The organism is Rubripirellula lacrimiformis (assembly GCF_007741535.1).
Taxonomy (GTDB): Bacteria; Planctomycetota; Planctomycetia; order Pirellulales; family Pirellulaceae; genus Rubripirellula; species Rubripirellula lacrimiformis.
This window is the reverse complement of sequence record NZ_CP036525.1, coordinates 2,777,339-2,796,598: the sequence shown is the minus strand read 5'-3', so window position 1 is coordinate 2,796,598 and position 19,260 is coordinate 2,777,339. Positions and strand designations below refer to the sequence as shown.

General features: G+C 57.8%; 9 protein-coding genes. 5 read left to right on the top strand and 4 right to left on the bottom strand.

The window, feature by feature from the left end; genetic code table 11:
- Positions 1-176 precede the first annotated feature (176 nt).
- Positions 177-1,190, top strand: coding sequence for a DUF1559 domain-containing protein (locus tag K227x_RS09890; protein WP_145169348.1), 1,014 nt, complete (start codon positions 177-179; stop codon positions 1,188-1,190).
- Between the two features lie 87 nt (positions 1,191-1,277).
- On the opposite strand, the gene K227x_RS09885 is transcribed toward K227x_RS09890, so the two are convergent.
- Both K227x_RS09885 and K227x_RS09880 read right to left on the bottom strand, forming a co-directional pair.
- A complete protein-coding gene (locus K227x_RS09885) occupies positions 1,278-4,796 on the bottom strand; it encodes a DEAD/DEAH box helicase (RefSeq protein WP_145169347.1) in 3,519 nt (1,172 codons plus the stop codon).
- A gap of 129 nt (positions 4,797-4,925) precedes the next feature.
- Complete coding sequence (locus K227x_RS09880) at positions 4,926-11,003, bottom strand: hypothetical protein (protein WP_145169346.1); 6,078 nt, start codon at positions 11,001-11,003, stop codon at positions 4,926-4,928.
- 123 nt (positions 11,004-11,126) lie between these two features.
- Between K227x_RS09880 and K227x_RS09875 the strand changes: the two genes are divergently transcribed.
- Positions 11,127-12,707: a serine/threonine protein kinase gene (locus K227x_RS09875; protein ID WP_145169345.1), complete on the top strand. Its 1,581-nt coding sequence runs from the start codon at positions 11,127-11,129 to the stop codon at positions 12,705-12,707.
- Between the two features lie 35 nt (positions 12,708-12,742).
- On the opposite strand, the gene K227x_RS09870 is transcribed toward K227x_RS09875, so the two are convergent.
- Together K227x_RS09870 and K227x_RS09865 are read right to left on the bottom strand one after the other, a co-directional pair.
- Positions 12,743-13,666 carry an SMP-30/gluconolactonase/LRE family protein gene (locus K227x_RS09870; RefSeq protein WP_145169344.1) on the bottom strand — a complete coding sequence of 308 codons (924 nt, stop codon included), beginning with the start codon at positions 13,664-13,666 and terminating at the stop codon, positions 12,743-12,745.
- 93 nt (positions 13,667-13,759) lie between these two features.
- Entirely contained in the window at positions 13,760-15,253 is a 1,494-nt protein-coding gene (locus K227x_RS09865) for a trypsin-like peptidase domain-containing protein (protein WP_246146712.1), read from the bottom strand.
- Between the two features lie 423 nt (positions 15,254-15,676).
- Between K227x_RS09865 and metG the strand changes: the two genes are divergently transcribed.
- Genes metG through K227x_RS09850 form a run of 3 tightly spaced genes read left to right on the top strand, consistent with a single transcriptional unit; the run spans position 15,677 to position 19,119 of the window.
- Positions 15,677-17,728 carry a methionine--tRNA ligase gene (gene metG, locus K227x_RS09860; protein WP_145169343.1) on the top strand — a complete coding sequence of 684 codons (2,052 nt, stop codon included), beginning with the start codon at positions 15,677-15,679 and terminating at the stop codon, positions 17,726-17,728.
- 51 nt (positions 17,729-17,779) lie between these two features.
- Positions 17,780-18,610, top strand: coding sequence for an alpha/beta hydrolase (locus K227x_RS09855; protein ID WP_218933893.1), 831 nt, complete (start codon positions 17,780-17,782; stop codon positions 18,608-18,610).
- Positions 18,610-19,119 (top strand): GNAT family N-acetyltransferase, encoded by a 510-nt coding sequence (locus tag K227x_RS09850; protein WP_218933892.1) that lies wholly within the window; start codon positions 18,610-18,612, stop codon positions 19,117-19,119. Before K227x_RS09855 ends, K227x_RS09850 begins: the two co-directional genes overlap by 1 nt.
- Positions 19,120-19,260 lie beyond the last annotated feature (141 nt).

The window sequence follows — 19,260 nt, the reverse complement described above, 5'->3', positions numbered from 1 at the left end:
CCCCCTCGCCAGAACTATCCGAAAGACCCGTTCGGCAAAAACCTTGACTTTCTGTACCCGGAATTGTCGCTAGGATCGTTGCGACAAATAAGGTCAGCGACTAAAACACGGTCTGTTGCGACTGATTCTCAATACGATTAGTGTGATTCTGAAACGAATCCCAAAGGCTTCCGCTGATGCGTCAATTCAATCGCCAAGGTTTCACTTTGGTCGAACTTCTGGTCGTGATCGCGATCATCGGCGTGCTGGTGGGGCTGTTGTTGCCAGCGGTTCAGGCAGCCCGCGAGGCGGCTCGGCGGATGAGTTGCCAGAACAATATGAAACAGATCGTATTGGCCTGTCACAACTACGAATCTGCCACCCAGCAATTGCCCGCGGCTTGGAGCCAACCGGCGATGACGGGTGACGGATGGTCGACACAGGCGCGGTTGCTGCCATACATCGAAGCCCTGGCACTATCGACGGCTGTCGACTTCGCTGCCGGATACGGCGCCGCAACGCTTCACATCGACGGCCAGGACGTACCGGTTTCCAGCTTCCGCGTCCCCACCTACCAGTGCCCCAGCGACGTCAATGACCGACCACGGCCGGGCGACAACGGGCCGGAACACTACCCCCTTAGCTACGCCTACAACGCAGGTGTTTGGTTCGTTTACGATGCCAACAACAACCGGGTAGGCGATGGGATGTTCACGGCCCAACGAGGACGACGGTTCCGGGATTGCTTGGACGGTCTGAGCAACACGCTAGCGTTTTCGGAAGTCAAATCGTGGACTCCGTACTACCGCGACGCCGCGACAGCCGGCAACATCGACACCCCGGTGGTTGAAACCGACATCTGCGCATTGGCGGGTTCATTCAAGACCGATACAGGGCACACCGAATGGGTCGACGGCCGCGTTCACCAGAGCGGATTCACGACCACGTTCACACCCAACACCAAGGTCATTTGCACCGAATCGGGCATTGAATATGACCTTGATTTCACCAATTTTCGCGAAGGCAAGTCATCCGGTTCGCCGATCCCGCGAACCTACGCAGCGGTGACTTCGCGAAGCTATCACCAAGGCGGCGTCATCACGTCGCTGATGGACGGTTCGGTACGAATGGTGAACGATTCGATCGATCGCGAACTCTGGCAACACCTGTCCACCCGTGCGGGTCACGAAGTCGCCATCCTTCCAAACTGATCCCGATTCGCCAACCATCGCTGCGACGCTCAGGCAAGATTGATCCAGGCCAACGAAGGTCATCGATCGTGATGGGAAGGATGACGTCTAAGCCAACAACGCCTGTAAATCATCCGCCGTCAGCCCGCTAATCAGGCTCTTGTCCTGCGAAATGATGGCGTCCGCCAAGTCTCGTTTTGACTTCTGCAGTTCCATGATCTTGTCCTCGACGGTGCCCGTGCAGATCATTCGATAAGCCATCACCGGCTTGGTTTGCCCCATCCGATGGGCGCGATCGATCGCTTGGGCTTCGACCGCCGGATTCCACCACGGATCCAAGATAAACACGTAGTCCGCCGCGGTCAGGTTCAGGCCGTTGCCGCCTGCTTTCAGACTGATCAAAAACAGTTTGCAATCATCGTCATCTTGGAATCGTTGGACGCACTTGTCGCGTCGCCGCGTCTTGCCATCCAGGTACTCATGATCCCAACCGCGTTGTTGAACTTCGTTTCGGATCAACCCCAGCAGCTTGGTGAACTGCGAAAAGACCAGCACCTTGTGTCCTTCGCTGGTGATCTCTTCGAGCTGCTGGAACAGCGAATCGATTTTGGCGCCGGAAACCTTGCTGGTCGGATCCACCAGACGCGGATCACAAGCAACCTGACGCAGCCGCAACAGCGCTTCCAATACATGGATTTTGGATCGCTTGATCCCCAGCTCGGCAACTTTCTTGCTCAGGTGCAAACGATAGTGTTCGCGAATTTCGTCGTACAATTTCGCCTGCGGCTTGCTCATTTCACAGGCCAGAGTTTGCTCGCTCTTTTCCGGCAACTCGGTCAACACCTGTTTTTTCGTTCGCCGCAAGATGAACGGCCGCAGCGATCGGCTGACCTGTTCGATACGCAATCGATCTTGTTCGTCATCCAACTGCACCGTTTTGGGTGCTTTGCCCAGCATTCCCGGATTCAAAAAATCGAACAACGACCAGAGGTCACCCAAGTGGTTTTCGACGGGCGTTCCCGTCATGGCCAAACGATGATCGGCTTTTAGCAAACGCGCCGCCTTGGCCGACAAACTGCTGGGGTTCTTGATGGCCTGTGCTTCGTCCAACACGGCGTAGTCAAATTCAACTTCATTTAGCCACGGTGCGTCGTTCCGCAACGTTCCGTAGGTCGTGACAATCAAGTCACTTTCAAGCAAAGATTGCGGTTCTTGTTGTCTATCAACACCGGTGTGATTGATGACTCGCAAACCGGGGGTGAACTGTTTCGCTTCTTGGATCCAATTGAACACCAAGCTTTTGGGGACAACGACAATGGATGGCTTGCGAGCGATTTTCTTCGGCAAGTTCCGGAGCCGCCGGTGTTCGAACAATGCCAGCACCTGGATCGTCTTGCCCAACCCCATGTCATCCGCAAGGCAGCCACCGAATCCGAATTCTTCCAGAAACTGGAACCACCCCAGCCCCACCTCTTGATAGTGCCGCAGAGTCCCGGTGAAGGATTTCGGGGGCAGTGCCGACTTGACGCCATCGAACGATTTTAGCTTGCCAACAAAGTCGGTAAAGGATCGATCGGCGGAAACGTCTCCTTGCGTTTCCAACATCGCGTCCAGCAACATCGCTTGGCTGCGTCCGAACCGAACGGCCCCGTCGACGGTGTTGCCACTGTCCACCAAGCTGGCAAAGCGTTTCAGCCAGGCTTCGGGCAGCATCCCCAACGTACCATCATCCAACAGGATAGTGCGATCGCCGCTGCGCAGTGCGGCCAACAGTTCTGGCAACGCGGCCGACACACCGCCGAAGTCCGCATCGGCGTGTAGATCGAACCAATCCACTCCGGAATTGACGGACACATTGAAATCGGTCGCCAACCGGATCGCCACACCGTCCGCCAAAACCTCCCAACCGTCGGATCGAAGTCGTTCGACCACGGTCAAAAAACGATCACGGCCGACAATCAGCTTCGATTCGTAATCGTTCAAGTTCACATCAAAGTCCGCGGCATCAACTTTTGCCAGTTGCTCGGACTCGGCCTGCACGTTGCGGTGCACCAAGGTCTTCGTTTTACGGTCAAACCACCAGCGACGTGGAGCGTCATAGGAGTGAGAATGGTCGTCGTAACGCACCATCAGTTCAGCATAAAAACGAGCAACCCCCGGCTCGACCTGACTGAGGTGACATTGCGGCATCGGCGTTCCGGTCGTTTCCGTCACTGCGATCGACGGGTCGATTGTCAACGGCAAGTGACCCTGTGTGGCCGAAAGTTCCGTCAGCATTGTGTTGATGCTACGCCCCGGAACAGCGACCTTGCCAACCGATTGCCAGGCACGGATGGCAGCGGTTTCCTGCGGATCCAAGCAAACGACGCCGGCGGAAACCTGGCCTGTTGCTGGCACCGGCCCCGGCAATTGAATCACACCGCAGCCAACGTCACAGGCCAGCATCACGGACGATATCGGCAGCACATCATTGCCACGAACCAATTCCGGTTCGACAACCAAACCATTTGCTTTGGCGGGATTGGGCCGGATCACCAATGCGAGTTTCCATCGCGGCCCCGTGTCGACGCTGAGGATCGCTTGGGCATCTTCGAATCGTTTCGAATGGCCTAGTTTCCACGCGAACCGTCCGGTGGCCGCCAACGCACGCAAAGAGACTTCCAACGACGCTGGATCCACCTTCAAGCGGTCATGCGATCTCGCTTGGTAGCTTCGGTAACCATAGGATTGCGAGGGATTTTCGGATGGCGACAAGGCTGCCAACACCGCTCGATCCAACTTCCCAATCGTCGGATCCACCAACGGGGGTGAATTGGAGACCGACACCGGAGTCGCCCACTGGCCGTTTTTCTTTCGCACGCTGTGCATCACTTGGACGATCATCGATGATTCGCTTTGTCGTTCCGACAAAGACCAAACGAACCAGTGCTGCTTTGGAACCAGGTCTTGCTCGAATACCTTGGATGGAATCCCCCAATTCGTGGACTCCAATGGATCGTCTATCGAAGCACCGATACGTTGCAAAGTTTCCTTCCAGGACTTTGCATTCGATTTGCCGGACGATGATTGTGTCGCAGTCGAAGCGGTGACTGTGTTTGGAATGTCTGCGATGGCGCTTGCCCTCGAAGCAACGTGACCATCTTTCTTCATCGATTCAAGGATCGATTCCATCACTCGACTGCGGAAGGCTTCACGATCGCTTGCTTGCGAACGGCCAGCGGGCGTCGTCTTGCTCGGATTTTTGGCCAGCCCCTTTTTCGGGCGGCGTCGATCGAGTTTGCTACCGACGTCCAATATCGTCGAATCGATATCGAAGAACCGAAGCCGGCTGGTGCCGCTGGGAACGGCGTCGTAAAGATGGTCCAGTTTGCTCAGCAATGCATACAGATGCTTGCACGGATTTCCACCTTGGAAACGCAGACAATCACAGGAAACACCTAACTGGCCATCGTCGATTTTTTGGAAATCGACACCCAGGATATATTCTTCACCGGCAGACCCTTCGGTAACAGCTAACGCTCCCAAGCTACCAATTTCGGTGATGTCGATTCGATTTCGAAGCGACTGACGCGAACCACGAGCGCGGTCGCCGCTTAGAAATTCATTGGAACAGATTCGAGAAAGCATAACCGTCGGGACTCGCTAGCTTCGTGCCAGGTTGAAAGTGCACCGGAAATTCTGATGACTCATCCACCGAAGTACAATCCCAAGCATGACGACAACGAACGTTTTGCTGGCCCCCCCCGGCAAGTTGGTCTACCCATTCAATGACCGAGCGTAATTTCGCAATCGGGACTTGTTCTTTTCCAGCAAAGTCAATCCGACCAACAGCAACATCCCGGTCGTGATCCCGAACACCCACCAAGGCCAGACGGCATCGATCGATTGCTGGGCGTGACGAACCATGCTGGCCGATCCCAAGAATACAAAGATCGCACCCAGGTACAAAAACGGCCCTACCCGCAGCACCACTCCCGCCATCATGCCTATCAATGCCAACCCAACTAGAACAATCGGTCCACTCAGCGACGTTCCAATTTGTCCGATCAACATGTCGGCTGTACTGCTGACGTAAATGACCAAGGTGGCCGCGTACCGAATGCCAGCGGCGGCTTGGCCGCTGATTCGGTTTCGATAGAAGTGGGTGACGACCAAAACGCATACCGCAGGCGGAATGATCCATGCCTGTGGGTGCATCAAGAATCCCCATCCCGGTTTTTGCGCCAACAACATCCACAGTGCCGCGTTCCCCATGACCACCGCACTGATACGTGGGAAGACACTTTTCCAGATCGTCGACAAACCGGCGTAGTACAACGCGCCGACAACCAGCACCACATCGTACCGAACGGTGTCGCCGATGAACTTCCACGCCGACTGGTCGCTGGTACCTAGACTGATCCAGAATCCGAAGATCGGAATCAGGGGCAAGTAGAGCGCTGATTGCTTTAGCACACCGGCGATCACTTGGTCTCCACGGCGACTCGCCCACTCGGTCGCACCGACACTGACAAAGGCCAGCACCATCACAATCAGCGGCCAATACTGACGAAGCCCCAAAACCGCCAAGGGCGATTTACACAAAAACAGGTGCAACCAACACAGCGCGGCAATCCCTTGGGCCGCAACGACCAACCCTCGGCGTGTCGAATCGGACAACTGCCATTTGGTTTGCCAGTGCGATCCCGGTCGACTGACCAATCCGATCCATCCAGACAATCCGCTCATCACCGCTAGCGTCACGGCGACCCCGATCACCATGACTTGCGATATCCCGCCCGTGCGATCCTCGGATCGCAAGATGGCTTCGATCGTCAGCATCACCATCAGCGAAGCGATCCCCGCGACTGCCGCCGTGATTGCACCGCCACGAAACGCGTCGGACCAGCGAACGGCAATTCGATCCCCCAGTAATTTGGGAAACGCAATCAGCCACGTCGCGGTTGCCAGAACCGACGCGACCAACCAACGCATGGAAGTTTCCAGCACTGGGTGGGAACTTTGCACGGATTCGACGCTCGCCAATAACCCAACCGTGATCATCACGGAAGCCACCGCGACATGTCGCAGTCGCGTCCGATCCGTCAGGTCAGCCAACACCGCGATCGCCCAACCCGACATGGCTACCGATAGGATTGTCAACTGAGTCACCCACGCAGTCTGTTGGTCCGCCACCTCATAAACGATCATGAACACCGCGGCAAAGATCGCCAAGCATCCATTGGCCGATGCGATACGGAATGCCGCCAAGGACCAATGCCGGAGTCTTTCTTGCGCCAATACCCGCATGTCCGGTGAAGACGCGTTGAGGCCGCCGCTTCGGACCAACCAGGGCAACCAATGGGACATCATGGCAATCGCGATTCCCGTTGAAAGGGCAGCCACCATCCAGCGAATTTGCATCGTTGTATCGAACAGGTTGACCACATGAACCGCTACCAGGGTGACGGCGGATACGGCAAGCAGCAACAGATTCCCACTGCGGACACGTTGCGAAAGAGTCAACCATCCGATGATCGGAATCGCACCGTAGGTCAACAATCGCAGCCCGCTTGCGACACCGGCAAGCCCGGCGAATCCGGTTCCACCACCATCCGAAACCAGCCACGCGATTTCGCCGACAAGCGCCAAGCTCAGGATGCCGACGAGGCCGGCGTCTGGGGCAGCGTTGGCCAGTTCATGAAACTTCGGATCCGTTATTTTCGCATCCGTCAACTTCAATTCCGATACGCGGGTGCTGCTGATCCGCCAGATGCCCCACCAACTGGAAACCCAAATCGCGGCGATCGTCACGGAGACTTGTCTGGTGGCCGGAAAAAGGTCCAAAATCCACACTATCGTGGGGCCAGCCAAGACGACCCACCATCCCAACTGTCGCGAGGTGACCTGCATCGCACGATCACTCGGTTGGGACCACTGAACCGCTGCCACATGGACACCGGCGATCAGCAAAGCAATCAATGCGACCCAGGCGCCGACGGTAGCTCCACCGAGGTTCCAAATTTGATGCTGCCAGGCAACCGCGGTTAACCCGACCGTAACAAGAACACTGAGCGCCAGTTCCAGATGCCGAACCTTGTTGCCGCGCCATGATCGCAACATCGACCGCCCACAGGCCGCCGCCGAACCGAACGTCCACAGCATTCCCATCAATGGGATCGCCTGCGCCGCCGTCACCCAACCCATGGCATAGGCCTGATGTGCCAACTGACCCGCCACACAGGTAATGCCCAGCGGCCAGAGATCCATCGATCCCAATTTTCGACTTGGCAACAACGGTCGCAGCGGTGGCCAAGTGGTGATCAAGATCGTCGACACCGACAACAACAAACCCGTTTGACTGGCGAACACCATCATCGACGACATCGCAGTCAGGACTGCGATGGTGACGGTGGTCGCCGTGATCAACGCGGTCACCGTTGCCAGGCCAATCGCTGCGTGGACCGCTGGCACACACACGCTTGCTGCGTTTGGCCGGCCAAACCACGGTCCCCCATGGTGAACTCCGACAGCCCAGCACAACAACCCGATCGACGCCGCCTGTACCCAGATCACCGGTGACAAAGCCATCGTGGACGCCGTGATGCCAATGGCCGCCGCCAACAATCCGGCGGACAGCATAGGCAGTCTGTCGTCGTCTCGTTTGCAGCTTGCATCCAACGATACCACGGCTCCTAGAATCCACCAGACCGCCACCGACATAACGGGAAACGCGACGGCCAATTCGTTGACCGACAATGGCAACCACCAAAATTTCCACATCAACACCAACGACGACACCGCCACCGAAACGGGTGCGACCCACTGGATCCGGCGAATCGATTCACGCCGGCGGCCCACCACCCACGCAATCACAGCGATCAAAGACGTCGCTAGCACCAAAGTTTGCGCTTCGTCCATGGCCAACGATGCAACCGACGACAATGCCCAGACACCCTGTGCGACCGACCAAACGATCGTGGCAATCATCAATCCGTACAGGCTTCCCATGGCAGTTGGTTGTTCGCGATCCGATGTCGACTTTCCGACCGCGTAGGTGACGTACTGAACGCCGAACAATCCCACCAGCGATACAATCGGCAGCCATCCCAAAGACAGCGGTACCACGGCGTTGCCCATGACCGAAACCAGCATCGATGCATAGGGCCAAACGGCCCCCAGCACGGCGAACCCGACCGCCGCATCAAACGCCACGGTGACTGGCATCCCGCTGCTTTGGTTCTTTGCGGATGCAACGAATCCGATGCGCCCGCAGACGCCATCGGCGACCTGCCGCCCAAGCCAACGTTCACGAATGATCGCTCCCGTTGCCAATCGGCAAACCGACCATACGGCCGAAGCCGATGCCAATACAATCGCCCAAACCCATGGCGATCGTCCCATTTGCCAATGCTGGACCGCGAACAGACCATCCCAATCAGCCCGATATCCAATCAAGATCGCTAGCGCCACCATGACGACCTGAGTCATCCGAATCCAGGTCGTTGATTGGCGAATACTGTTTGCCCACAGCAACCCCAACACCGCCCCGCCCAAAATCCAAGTCGAAACCGACGCATTGAATCGTACGGAAGCACAGGCGACCACCGAAACGATCCCCCAGACGCTGACCGACATCCCCAACCATCGATGGGCAGCCGACGATGGCACGGGCATCCCCAACGCCGATTCGGATCCCGAAGCAGCCATTCCGCGCCGCCGGTCCCAATGACGCAGCCCTTCGCAATACAGAATCCCCATCGCGGCTGATCCGGCCATCACCTGCATCAATGTGGAAATCAACTTCGTGTCCATTGCGACCATGAACGGTCCCTGGCCAAACTGGAACGGACGCAGGATCGACACCCAGGTCAGGGCCGTTGCCGCTGCCCCCAGCGTGAATCCCAACTGCTGATGCAGTCGCGTCTGCGATCTTGAAAGGACCACGCCAACGATCGCACCGGCCAATAGAGTGATCGTGACTACGGCGGCCGGGACGATCCCCATCGCAGATGGCGGCGAAACGGACAACACCATCGCCATCACAGCGGCCCAACCAATCCATCCGAAACCCATGATCGCCAACCATTGCCGATAACGATTGGCACCGGGCCAAGCAGCGATGATGCCGGATACAGTAGCCAAGGTCAGCGTGACCAACATTGGTTCGCCGCCGATCAACCGCCGCGTCATCGATACGTTTGCCCAGTCCAATCCAGACATCCAGTTGGGCGATGTCAAAGTCGCGGCCAGACCAAGGGGCAGCAGTGCGATCACGGTCATCAACGATTGACGCAAGACGCCTCCGATGACCACAGCACTGATCGTAAAAATCACAGCCCAAGTCCAAACCCAGGCTTCGGATGTCATCGCGGCCGGCAGTATCGTCATCGGCGCTGCGGCACCGATCACTAGCAGCACCGCTGCCGCCATGGATCCCAACGCACCCCGCGCCGTCGTCATCAAATACCGCGCTGCCGTGGCGATCGCCAAGCATGCGGGGATCGTCGCGATCGCAATCAGCAGTAAAAACTGTGGCCCCAACGTTTCCTGGGCAATCAACTGCGATGAATAGACGGCGTACCCAATCGATACCGCTAGCGAGAAAACACCCAACCCGATCACAGTCATCCGCGATCGAACGTGAGCAAAACTAGCGCGAGCGATGCAATCCGAAGACCGCGGCTCGGATTCGGGTTGGCCTAGTCGGTGCTGGAATCGGTCCGAATATTTCATCCCGACCCGAGTCACCCAAACCACCGCGACGGCGACGGCAATGGAACCAATCGCTAAGATCCATCCGGCATCGAATCCCATTCGCTGGACCGCAGTCGGCAACAACGGCAACACCACCACCGGCCCGATCACGGCTAGGGTGAACGGCCAAGCCAAGTGCCGACGCACCAGCGCCCGACCGCCCCGATAAACCAAAGTGCCATACACCAACGCTGCGACGGCGATCGCGATCAGGGTTACCGGGTCGCCGAGCCGAATGGCGTTGGCTTCGGTTCCGGATGCGGCCATCCCTGCTAACACGCTTAGCGGCACCAGCAACGATGCGATCAACAGAACCGCTCGACTGGTATGACGCAGCTTCCATCGACTTAGGGTATAGAACCCGCTGGCATAGATCGCCGCATTGGCTGCCAGGAAAATCAATGAAGGGATCGCGCGGTGGGTTTGCACCAATGTGCTCCACAAACTGATCACCAGCCCGATCGAACAGATCACGATCAGCATCCCAGCAACCAATTCCCCCCAACGAATGTTGCGTCGGGCCAAGAACGATCCGATCACCTCTGCTTTTGAAAGCGCCGGCGCGACGGGTTCTTGCTCAGATGCATGGAATGGATGGTCGACACCAGGCTGATCTGAATCCAAACGATCGTATGTTTGGCGATCAGCGGCCAACGACTGTTGCTGCGAAGTCGTCGGTGATTCCGGTGGTTCGACCAGCACTGCTTCGACGACTTCGTCGTCACAGAAATCGTACGCGATGCCTCGATCGGCTGTTCCCGCAGCCGCATTTCGAAGCGGTGGGACGACATTCCCCGGCGCTCTTTTGGCAAGTGGGCTCGAGTCGGATTGAGTGGCCCGATCGTCACCGGAGAGTTCCAGCGATTGGATTCCACGTTGGAACTTGGTCGCGGTGGCTGCATCCAGAACGCCTCGCAATTCCAGTCGCTGAACCACACGGCGTGCGGCAGCCAGATCTTGACGCTGGGACACGTCGCCCGCCGGCGGTCTGTCGGTGCCCGTCACGAACTGGACCATGCTGCGGATCAGGACCCAAGTTCCGTGCCCCAGAACGGTGATCACTCCCCAAACCAACATCGCATACAGCAGGAAATCCATGATTCAGATCAGTCAAAAGGGGCGGGCATTGAGCGGCGGCAGCACTGCGAGGCTACCTTTCACGGAGCCCTTTCGTTGGGATCGACTGCGCAAAGTTCGCCTGAATCTGCGATAATTGGCTGGATGAGCACCGAGCCCTCTGAATTCACCGATTTTGAGTCCGTGATGGCGGACTACCTGGAACGGACCGAGCGGGGTGAAACGCCCGATCCGGAGGCGTACCTGCGTGCGTACCCGCAATTCGCGGACGATCTGGGCAGTTTTTTTCGCAACCATCAATGGTTTGGTGATTCATCATCGCTGGCCCCGCCATCGTTGGCTGGAAAAAGAGTTGGCCCCTACGAAATCGAATCTGAAATTGCCCGTGGTGGGATGGGCGTCGTGTACCGGGCTCGCCAACAGGGACTCGATCGCCCGGTCGCGTTGAAACTGATCAGCACCGGGGTGCTAGCGAGCCGCGAAGAACGCCGACGATTTCGAATCGAAGCGGAAGCAGCCGCCCGTCTGCATCACCCTGGGATCATCGCGATCCACGAAATCGGGTCCTGGGAAGGGTACGAGTACTTTTCGATGACGCTGGTCGACGGCCCGACCTTGCAGCAACAAGTCGAATCCGACCACTTTGACGATCATAACGCTGCCAAAGTCGTCCACGACATCGCTCGCGCGGTCGCCTACGCCCACCGCTGCGGGATCGTCCACCGGGACCTAAAACCCGATAACATTCTGATCAGCGAGGATGGACGCCCTCTGATTACCGATTTTGGGCTGGCCAAATGGCACCGCGAAGGCACCATGCTGACTCGCACCGGCCAGGTCCTTGGCACACCGAATTACATGAGCCCCGAGCAAGCCTGTGGGCGTGGTGATGGTGATGTGGCCAACGACATCTATTCGCTTGGCGCCATTCTGTACGCGATGCTAACCGGCCGACCGCCCCACGCCGGGACATGCGCCGCGGAAGTGCTGCGAAGCGTACTTCAAGATGAACCGGAGGCTCCGCGGCATTACCGTCGTGATGTTTCAGTGGTGCTAGAGAAAATCTGCTTGAAGGCAATCCGGTTCGAACCGCAGCAACGATATGCCACGGCCGACGCGCTGGCAGACGACCTGGACAAATACCTCACTGGCGAAACGACCAGCGCCGAAGGCAGTGGGTTGATCGACCTGGTGGCTCGAGAAATCCGACGTGACCAGCATCAAAGCCACTTCGTCGATTGGGGGCGAACTCTGGTGAAGTTGGGCGCAACGATTTTTGCGTTTCACGTCGCGATGTTCGCCATGGATTTGTGCGAACTGCCAAATTCAATTTCTTTCTGGACGCCCCGGTTGCTGATGCTTGTTGGCATCCTGGTCATCATCTTGCGCGCTCGCGGCGGCGGCATCACGCCGCGGACCGTCGCCGAGCGACCGGTCTATTCGATTTGGATCGGCTACCTAGCAGCGCTGTCGGTGATGAACGTCTTGATACTGTCGGGGAAGATCGACGAAGCCAACCTGTTTCCGATCGCCGCGGTGCTCAGCGGATTTGGTTTCATCGCGATGAGCGGGCACATCTGGGGTGGCGCCGCCATCCTGGGCGCTGTTTTTCTAGGCGCCGCAATGCTGGCCGCGTTCAGCCCTCTGTACGCCCCGTTGATATTCGGCACCACATGGTTGGTCAGCCTATGCGTGCTGGGGCATCACTACCGCCGCAACGGTTGACGCGGCTTGGCGAATTCCGGCCAGCTTCGGATCGGTTACAGCCCCTCGGTGGTGGTTTCGATCGTGAACACCGAATCGCCGGCGGTGATGAACAAGTGCTTGTTTTCAGGACCACCAAAAGTAACGTTGGCCGTCCATTTTCGGGGGACCGCGATCGTTTCCACCAAGGTACCATCGTCTTTGTAAACCGTGACTCCTTCGCTGCCGGTCAGGTACAAGCGGCGATTGATATCGATCGTCATCCCGTCACTACCGGATGTGCAATACAATTCGCGATCAATCAACGATCCGTCCTGAGCGATGCGGTAGGAATACGTTTTCTTGTCACCGATATCGGCAATGTACAACCGACGTCGTTCGGCGTCGCCAATGATGCCGTTGGGCTGTACCAAATTGTCTAGCAGTTGCGTCAGTTCCCCGCCGGCTGACAAACGGTAGACGCCACGCGGATGGTCCGCTGGTAACGGTGTATTCCAATAGGGGCGTTGATACATCGGATCCGTAAAATAGATCGATCCGTCCTGATCGGCCCAGCAATCGTTGGGTCCGCCGAACCGCTGTCCGTTGTTGTTTTCCAACAGCACCTTGTGCGACTTGTCATTCAAATTGAACGACCAAAGTTGATTCTCGGCGTCGGCACACGCGATCATTCGGTCCTTTGCAACAAAGTAAAGACCGTTGCTGCGTCCGGCCGGCTGCAACCAGGTCGACGCCTTTCGAGTCGCAAAGTCAAAGAAGACGATCCGATCGTTGGGCTGATCGGTGAAATAGACGTTGCCATCTGCGTCGGCAGTGGGTCCCTCGGTGAACGAGTAGCCATCGCCAGCGAGTTGCAGTTGAACCCCATCGGCGATGATCGGATGACTTTCGGGCGGACCAGCATCACTGGTTGCCGCTGAATCATCGGCGACCGAGACGACACCAACCAAGACCAGTGCAAAGAAACAACCGAATCGCATGACGTCACTCGAAAATTTAAGGGAGGGATAACAGCCCCCCTCAGCTTGCGACGCCAGCGATCAAAAAGCAAGACCGCCAAGCAAATCTGTCGACTATCGAGCGTGGCGTTGGATCATTTGCATCAGATCCGCGGTCGGTTGGTGAAGCGTCATCACCTGCGATGTCGCAGCCGGGTTGTTGCGATCTCGGACGATCACGATCACTTCTTGGTCGCTGCTAGGTTGGCCAGCACCACCAACGGTTTCCTGATATCCCGCCGGTGCGATCGCCGATGGCTGGGCCGAAAACCCAGATGGGGGATTCGGTGCAAGCGAGGCCATTCGGTCCGCCGGTGGCTGGTTTTGGGGTGCCGCCAGGGGTGCGGATGCGTTCGATGCGGAGGCCGCGATAGCGGCGGATCCCGATTTGGGCTGGTACAGGTGCGACAGGTTCACGCGGTCAAGTTGCCACTGCACAGATCCCGGCCCGGCGTAGATGCCGACGTCATTCTTGTAGTCGGCCGCGTTGCAGACACCGACCAAACGACCTTGTGCGTCGAACAATCCTCCGCCGCTTCGCCCGTCGATCGGTGCACCATCGATTTCGATATTCGATGCACCAAGGTGCTGGTTGTACTTGTTGATTCCGGTGATGCGAGTGTCGCGGCGGGATGGATCGTCGCCTCGGTCGCAGCCGAAACTGAACATGGTTTGGCCATTGCGAGGCATCTGATCGGTGGTGATCACACTGACCGGTTGGACGGCGAATCCGGGGCGGATCGCGACCAAAGCGATATCGCGGCTATCGGCATCGAAGTCGATGACTTCGCCGCTGACCGTGCGAACTTCGCCGCCGACGAACAGGTCGACTTCGACTTTGCCTTTGCCGTCATTGTCGCGAAACAGGTGGCCACAGGTCAGCACCAGGGCGTCTTCACCATGGGTGTCGATGATCGTGCCGGTACCGGCGCCGTATCCGTTTCCATCGTGGACTCGCAGACGAACGGTGGCCCCTTGGGCTCGTTGAACAGCGTCCGCCATCGACATGCTTGGCATCGCTTCACCGCGTGGGTCGAACGCCGGGGGCGACGCGGCAACCAGAGTTCGCGAAGGCGATTGGGAGCCCGCATTTGGATCGCGAGGACGATTCAGTGTCGCGGGGTTGGATTGATTTGCCGCACCGAATCCGGTTCGGCCGACGGGTGCTAAACGAGTCTGGGGAGCGGGGAATGCGTCCGCGACGCGTTGTTTGCTGCGGGTGTCGAACAGGGGCCCAGCGGGATTGGTTCGCAGGGCGGTGTACAACTGCTCGATCGACTGGACGCCCACCAAGCGAGTGACTTCTTTGCCGCCCGAAACGACCACAAAAGTGGGCGTCTGGCGGATCCCATAGCGAGCCGCAACCGCGGACTCGGCACTGACGTCAACATGGCGAACCGGGACGCCGGCCCGTTCCAGTTGAGCCAACACGGGCTTCATCGCCTGGCACGGCATGCACCGAGCGGACGAAAATTCGATCAAGATGGCATCGGCAGCGGAAGCCAATCCTGAAAAAGCGTTGGCAACCAAACATCCCATTGCCAAACAAGCGAACATCAGCCGTGTCACGTGCGTCCCTCCATGGACCAGTGTCTCTGCGGGCCACTGTCGCCGTCGGACAGTGTCTCTGATTTCGATTCTCGCTATCGTCCGTCCTGCATCCTGCTGGGCTGACGTTCGCGATCCATCCCCACCGGTTGAACATTCCTGACGACCGGCAGCGACGTGGGCGATAGTGCGGCAAGGGGCTATCGCAAGGCAAGTGCAAACGGTCAAAGGTGCCGCGAACTTAACTTTTTTTCGTGTTTCACAGCCAAAAAACAGCAAAAACATTCCAGGCCGGACCGGCCGCCAACCCGTCGCCGGCCCGATCGCCAGTCGTCCGATCCACCACACGTCGTCGAGTTGGACCATCGCGACTACAATTCCGGCCGCGACCACAGAAACGGCCAGCGAGCCAAACCGCCCGACCAATCCAGCGAAACTGAAACCATGACACGAAAACTACTGGTCACCAGCGCGCTGCCTTATGCCAACGGGCCGATCCACATCGGCCATTTGGTGGAATACATCCAGACCGACATTTGGGTCCGATTCCAGAAACTGCGCGGCCAACGATGCATCTACATCTGTGCCGACGACACTCACGGCACGGCGATCATGATTCGCGCTCGAAAAGAAGGGCGCAGCGAAGAAGCTTTGATCGCAGCGATGAGCGAAGATCACCAGCGCGACTTTGCCGGTTTCGGAATCCAGTTCGATCACTACGGCAGCACCAATAGCGAAGCCAACCGGGATATCTGTCACGAATTTTGGAAGTCGCTTCGGGAGGCGGACCTCATCGCCGAACGGACGATCGAGCAGCTGTTCGACCCCGAAGCCGAAACGTTCCTGGCCGACCGGTTCGTACGCGGGACCTGTCCGCAGTGCGGACTGACCGACCAAGCCGGTGATAACTGCAACAACGGCCACACGTATTCGCCCACCGAACTGATCGATCCGAAGAGCACGCTGAGCGGTGCGACGCCGGTGCTGAAGGAAGCGAAACACCTGTTTGTCGAACTGGAAAAGTTGCACGGATTCTTATCCGAATGGGTCGATTCCAGTGGCGCCTTGCAGACCGAAGTCGCCAACTATTTGAAGGGTCACTTCCTGGCCGACGATTTACGCGACTGGGACATCAGCCGGCCTGCGCCGTATTTCGGCTTTGAAATTCCCGATGCCCCAGGCAACTACTGGTACGTCTGGTTCGATGCCCCGATCGGATACATCGCCAGCACGGCTCAGTGGTGCCAAGCCAACGGCGAATCACTGGCCGATTGGTGGAAAAGTGACCAGACGGAGATTCACCACTTCATCGGCAAAGACATCCAGTACTTTCACACGTTGTTTTGGCCAGGCATGTTGAAGACCGCCGGGTTCAGTTTGCCGACCAAAGTTCACATTCACGGTTTCTTGAATGTCGACGGAAAGAAGATGTCCAAAAGCGATGGCACTCTGGTCGCCGCGGAAACCTATCTGAAGTACGCACACCCGTCGTACCTGCGATACTTTTACGCCACCAAGTTATCGCCGCGTGTCGAAGACCTGGACTTAGGGATCGAAGAGTTCGCTGAAAAGGTGAACAGTGACTTGGTCGGCAAGGTCGTCAACTTGGCCAGCCGAGTTGGCAAGTTTGCGGGACAGACGGGCCTATCGGAAACCTATCCTGATGATGGCGGCCTGTTTGCCACCGCAGCGGCGGCCGGCGACGAGATCGCGGCTGCCTACGAAGCCTGCGACTACAGCCGGGCGATGCGCAGGATCATGGAACTTGCCGATGCGGCCAACCCGTTCGTCGAACACGCCAAGCCTTGGGAAATGAAAAAAGATCCCGAGCGGACCGGCGAACTTCGTGACGTCTGCACCGTAGCACTGAACCTATTCCGCCAATTGGCGATTTACCTGGCCCCGGTACTGCCGGAATTGGCCGATCAATGCGGCGACCTGCTAGGTGATCCGATCACCGCGTGGGACCAAAGCAAAACCCCCTTGCTGGGCACGCCTGTGGCGAAGTTCCAGCGCATGTTAGACCGACTTAAAACCGAGGATTTGCAAAAGATGATTGACGACAGCGCCGAAGCTTCCGCAGCCGATGCCGCCCAAGATGCCGCAGCCCAAGCTGCCAACGCGTTCAACGATAGCGATCAACCGCTCAAGGACGAACCGTTGGCCGACGAGATCACGATCGACGATTTCACCAAGGTGGACTTGCGAGTCGCTCGAGTGGTGGCCGCCGAACATGTTCCCGAAGCCAACAAACTATTGAAGCTGACGCTTAGCCTAGGTGGCGACGAACGTCGTCAAGTGTTCGCAGGCATCAAGGCTGCCTACGAACCCGAAGCCTTGGTGGGCCGGTTGGTCGTGATGGTCGCGAACCTAAAACCACGGAAGATGCGGTTTGGACTTAGCGAAGGGATGGTCACGGCAGCCGGGCCAGGTGGCGCCGATGTATTCGTGTTGGGGATCGACGAAGGGGCCCTTCCTGGACAGCGCGTCCACTAAACCGGACTCCACCTCCGACGCTTTCGCAGCGCCCTGTCGCTGCTGTCATCTATGATCACGATGCTAGCCCATCCCGTTCAATCGCTGCGGCGATATCTATTGGACAGGATGGTGCTGCGCCCATCGCGAGGGTTGGTGGATCATGGGTTGCAGCGTCGGGAGGTGCTGAACGTCCACGGCGAAAAGATCGAGTGCTTTGTGCACAGTCGATCGATCGGGGACCAGCCGCCGGATTGGTTGGTGCTAAAGTTCCCCGGAACCGCTGGCCGCGCCGAACGATCGTCCGAGTTTCCCATTTCGATGGTGAACTCGATGGGCGGCGAGGTCTGGACCTGGAATCCCCCCGGCTATGGCGGCAGCAGCGGCCGGCCCAGCCTGACCAAAATCGCAAGATCGGCCGAAGGCTTCGCACGCACGGTCCTGTCCGAGCACGCCCCGACCGCCACACGCCTGTGGTTGGTGGGAAACAGTCTGGGATGCAATACGGCGCTGCACGTCGCATCCACGCTGGACGATCTTTCGCTGCCAGTTGGATTGGTGCTCCGAAACCCGCCGCCTTTGATACCGGTCGTTCAACGGATCGCCCAGCGGTACCCGCTGGGGAAACTTGTCGGCCCCATCGCTGAAAGCCTGACGGATTCAATGAACGCCCTGTCGTTGGCTCCCATGGTCGACCGACCTGCTGTGTTCTTGCAATGCCTGAACGACAGCCTGGTTCCGCCATCGATCCAAAATGAAGTCATCCGTCGGTACGCGGGCAACCATCAAGTGGTGAAACTAGCAGGCCTTGATCACGACGGAATCGCAACCGACGAACAAGCCGAAACGATTCGATCAGCGATCCAATGGCTATGGAAACAAACAAACCCGGAAACCATCTGATGTCAGCCTCCCCTCCAGAAACGCGTCCGCTAGTCCGCGACGCGATCGTCGACGACTCCGCCGCAATCGCGGAAATCTACAACCACTACATCACCGCAGGCGGTTCGACCTTCGATGCCGAAACGTGGAAAGCGAAACAGATCGCCGAAATGTTGCCCACGACGGTTCCCGAGTGTTGGTTGGTGTCGGCCGATGGAGACAAAATCTTGGGATGGGGATCGGCCCGGCAATTCAGTGTCCGACACGGATTCCGACTGAGTCTTGAAAGTGCGATCTATCTGTCGCCCGACGCTGTCGGCCGCGGTGTGGCCCAGTCGCTGCAACAACAAGTCGAAGAACGTTGCCGCCAACACCAAATCCATCACCTGGTCGCGCGCATCATTTCAACCAATCAACGAAGCTTGGAATTTCACTACCGCCATGGGTTCGAATTGGTGGGAACGCAAAAAGAGATTGGTCACATGGATGGCAAATGGTGTGATCTGACGATCCTGCAAAAGATCCTGTAGCGACCAGCCATCATCATCGGTGTCCTCGTTGCGGTTTTCTATCGTCAGTCACCCCTGCGTCCATAAACATTTTGACTTCGTAGTTGCCGAAGCCGCCGAATTTCGAGATGTGATTCGGCGCACCCCAGGCCAACGCAGCCA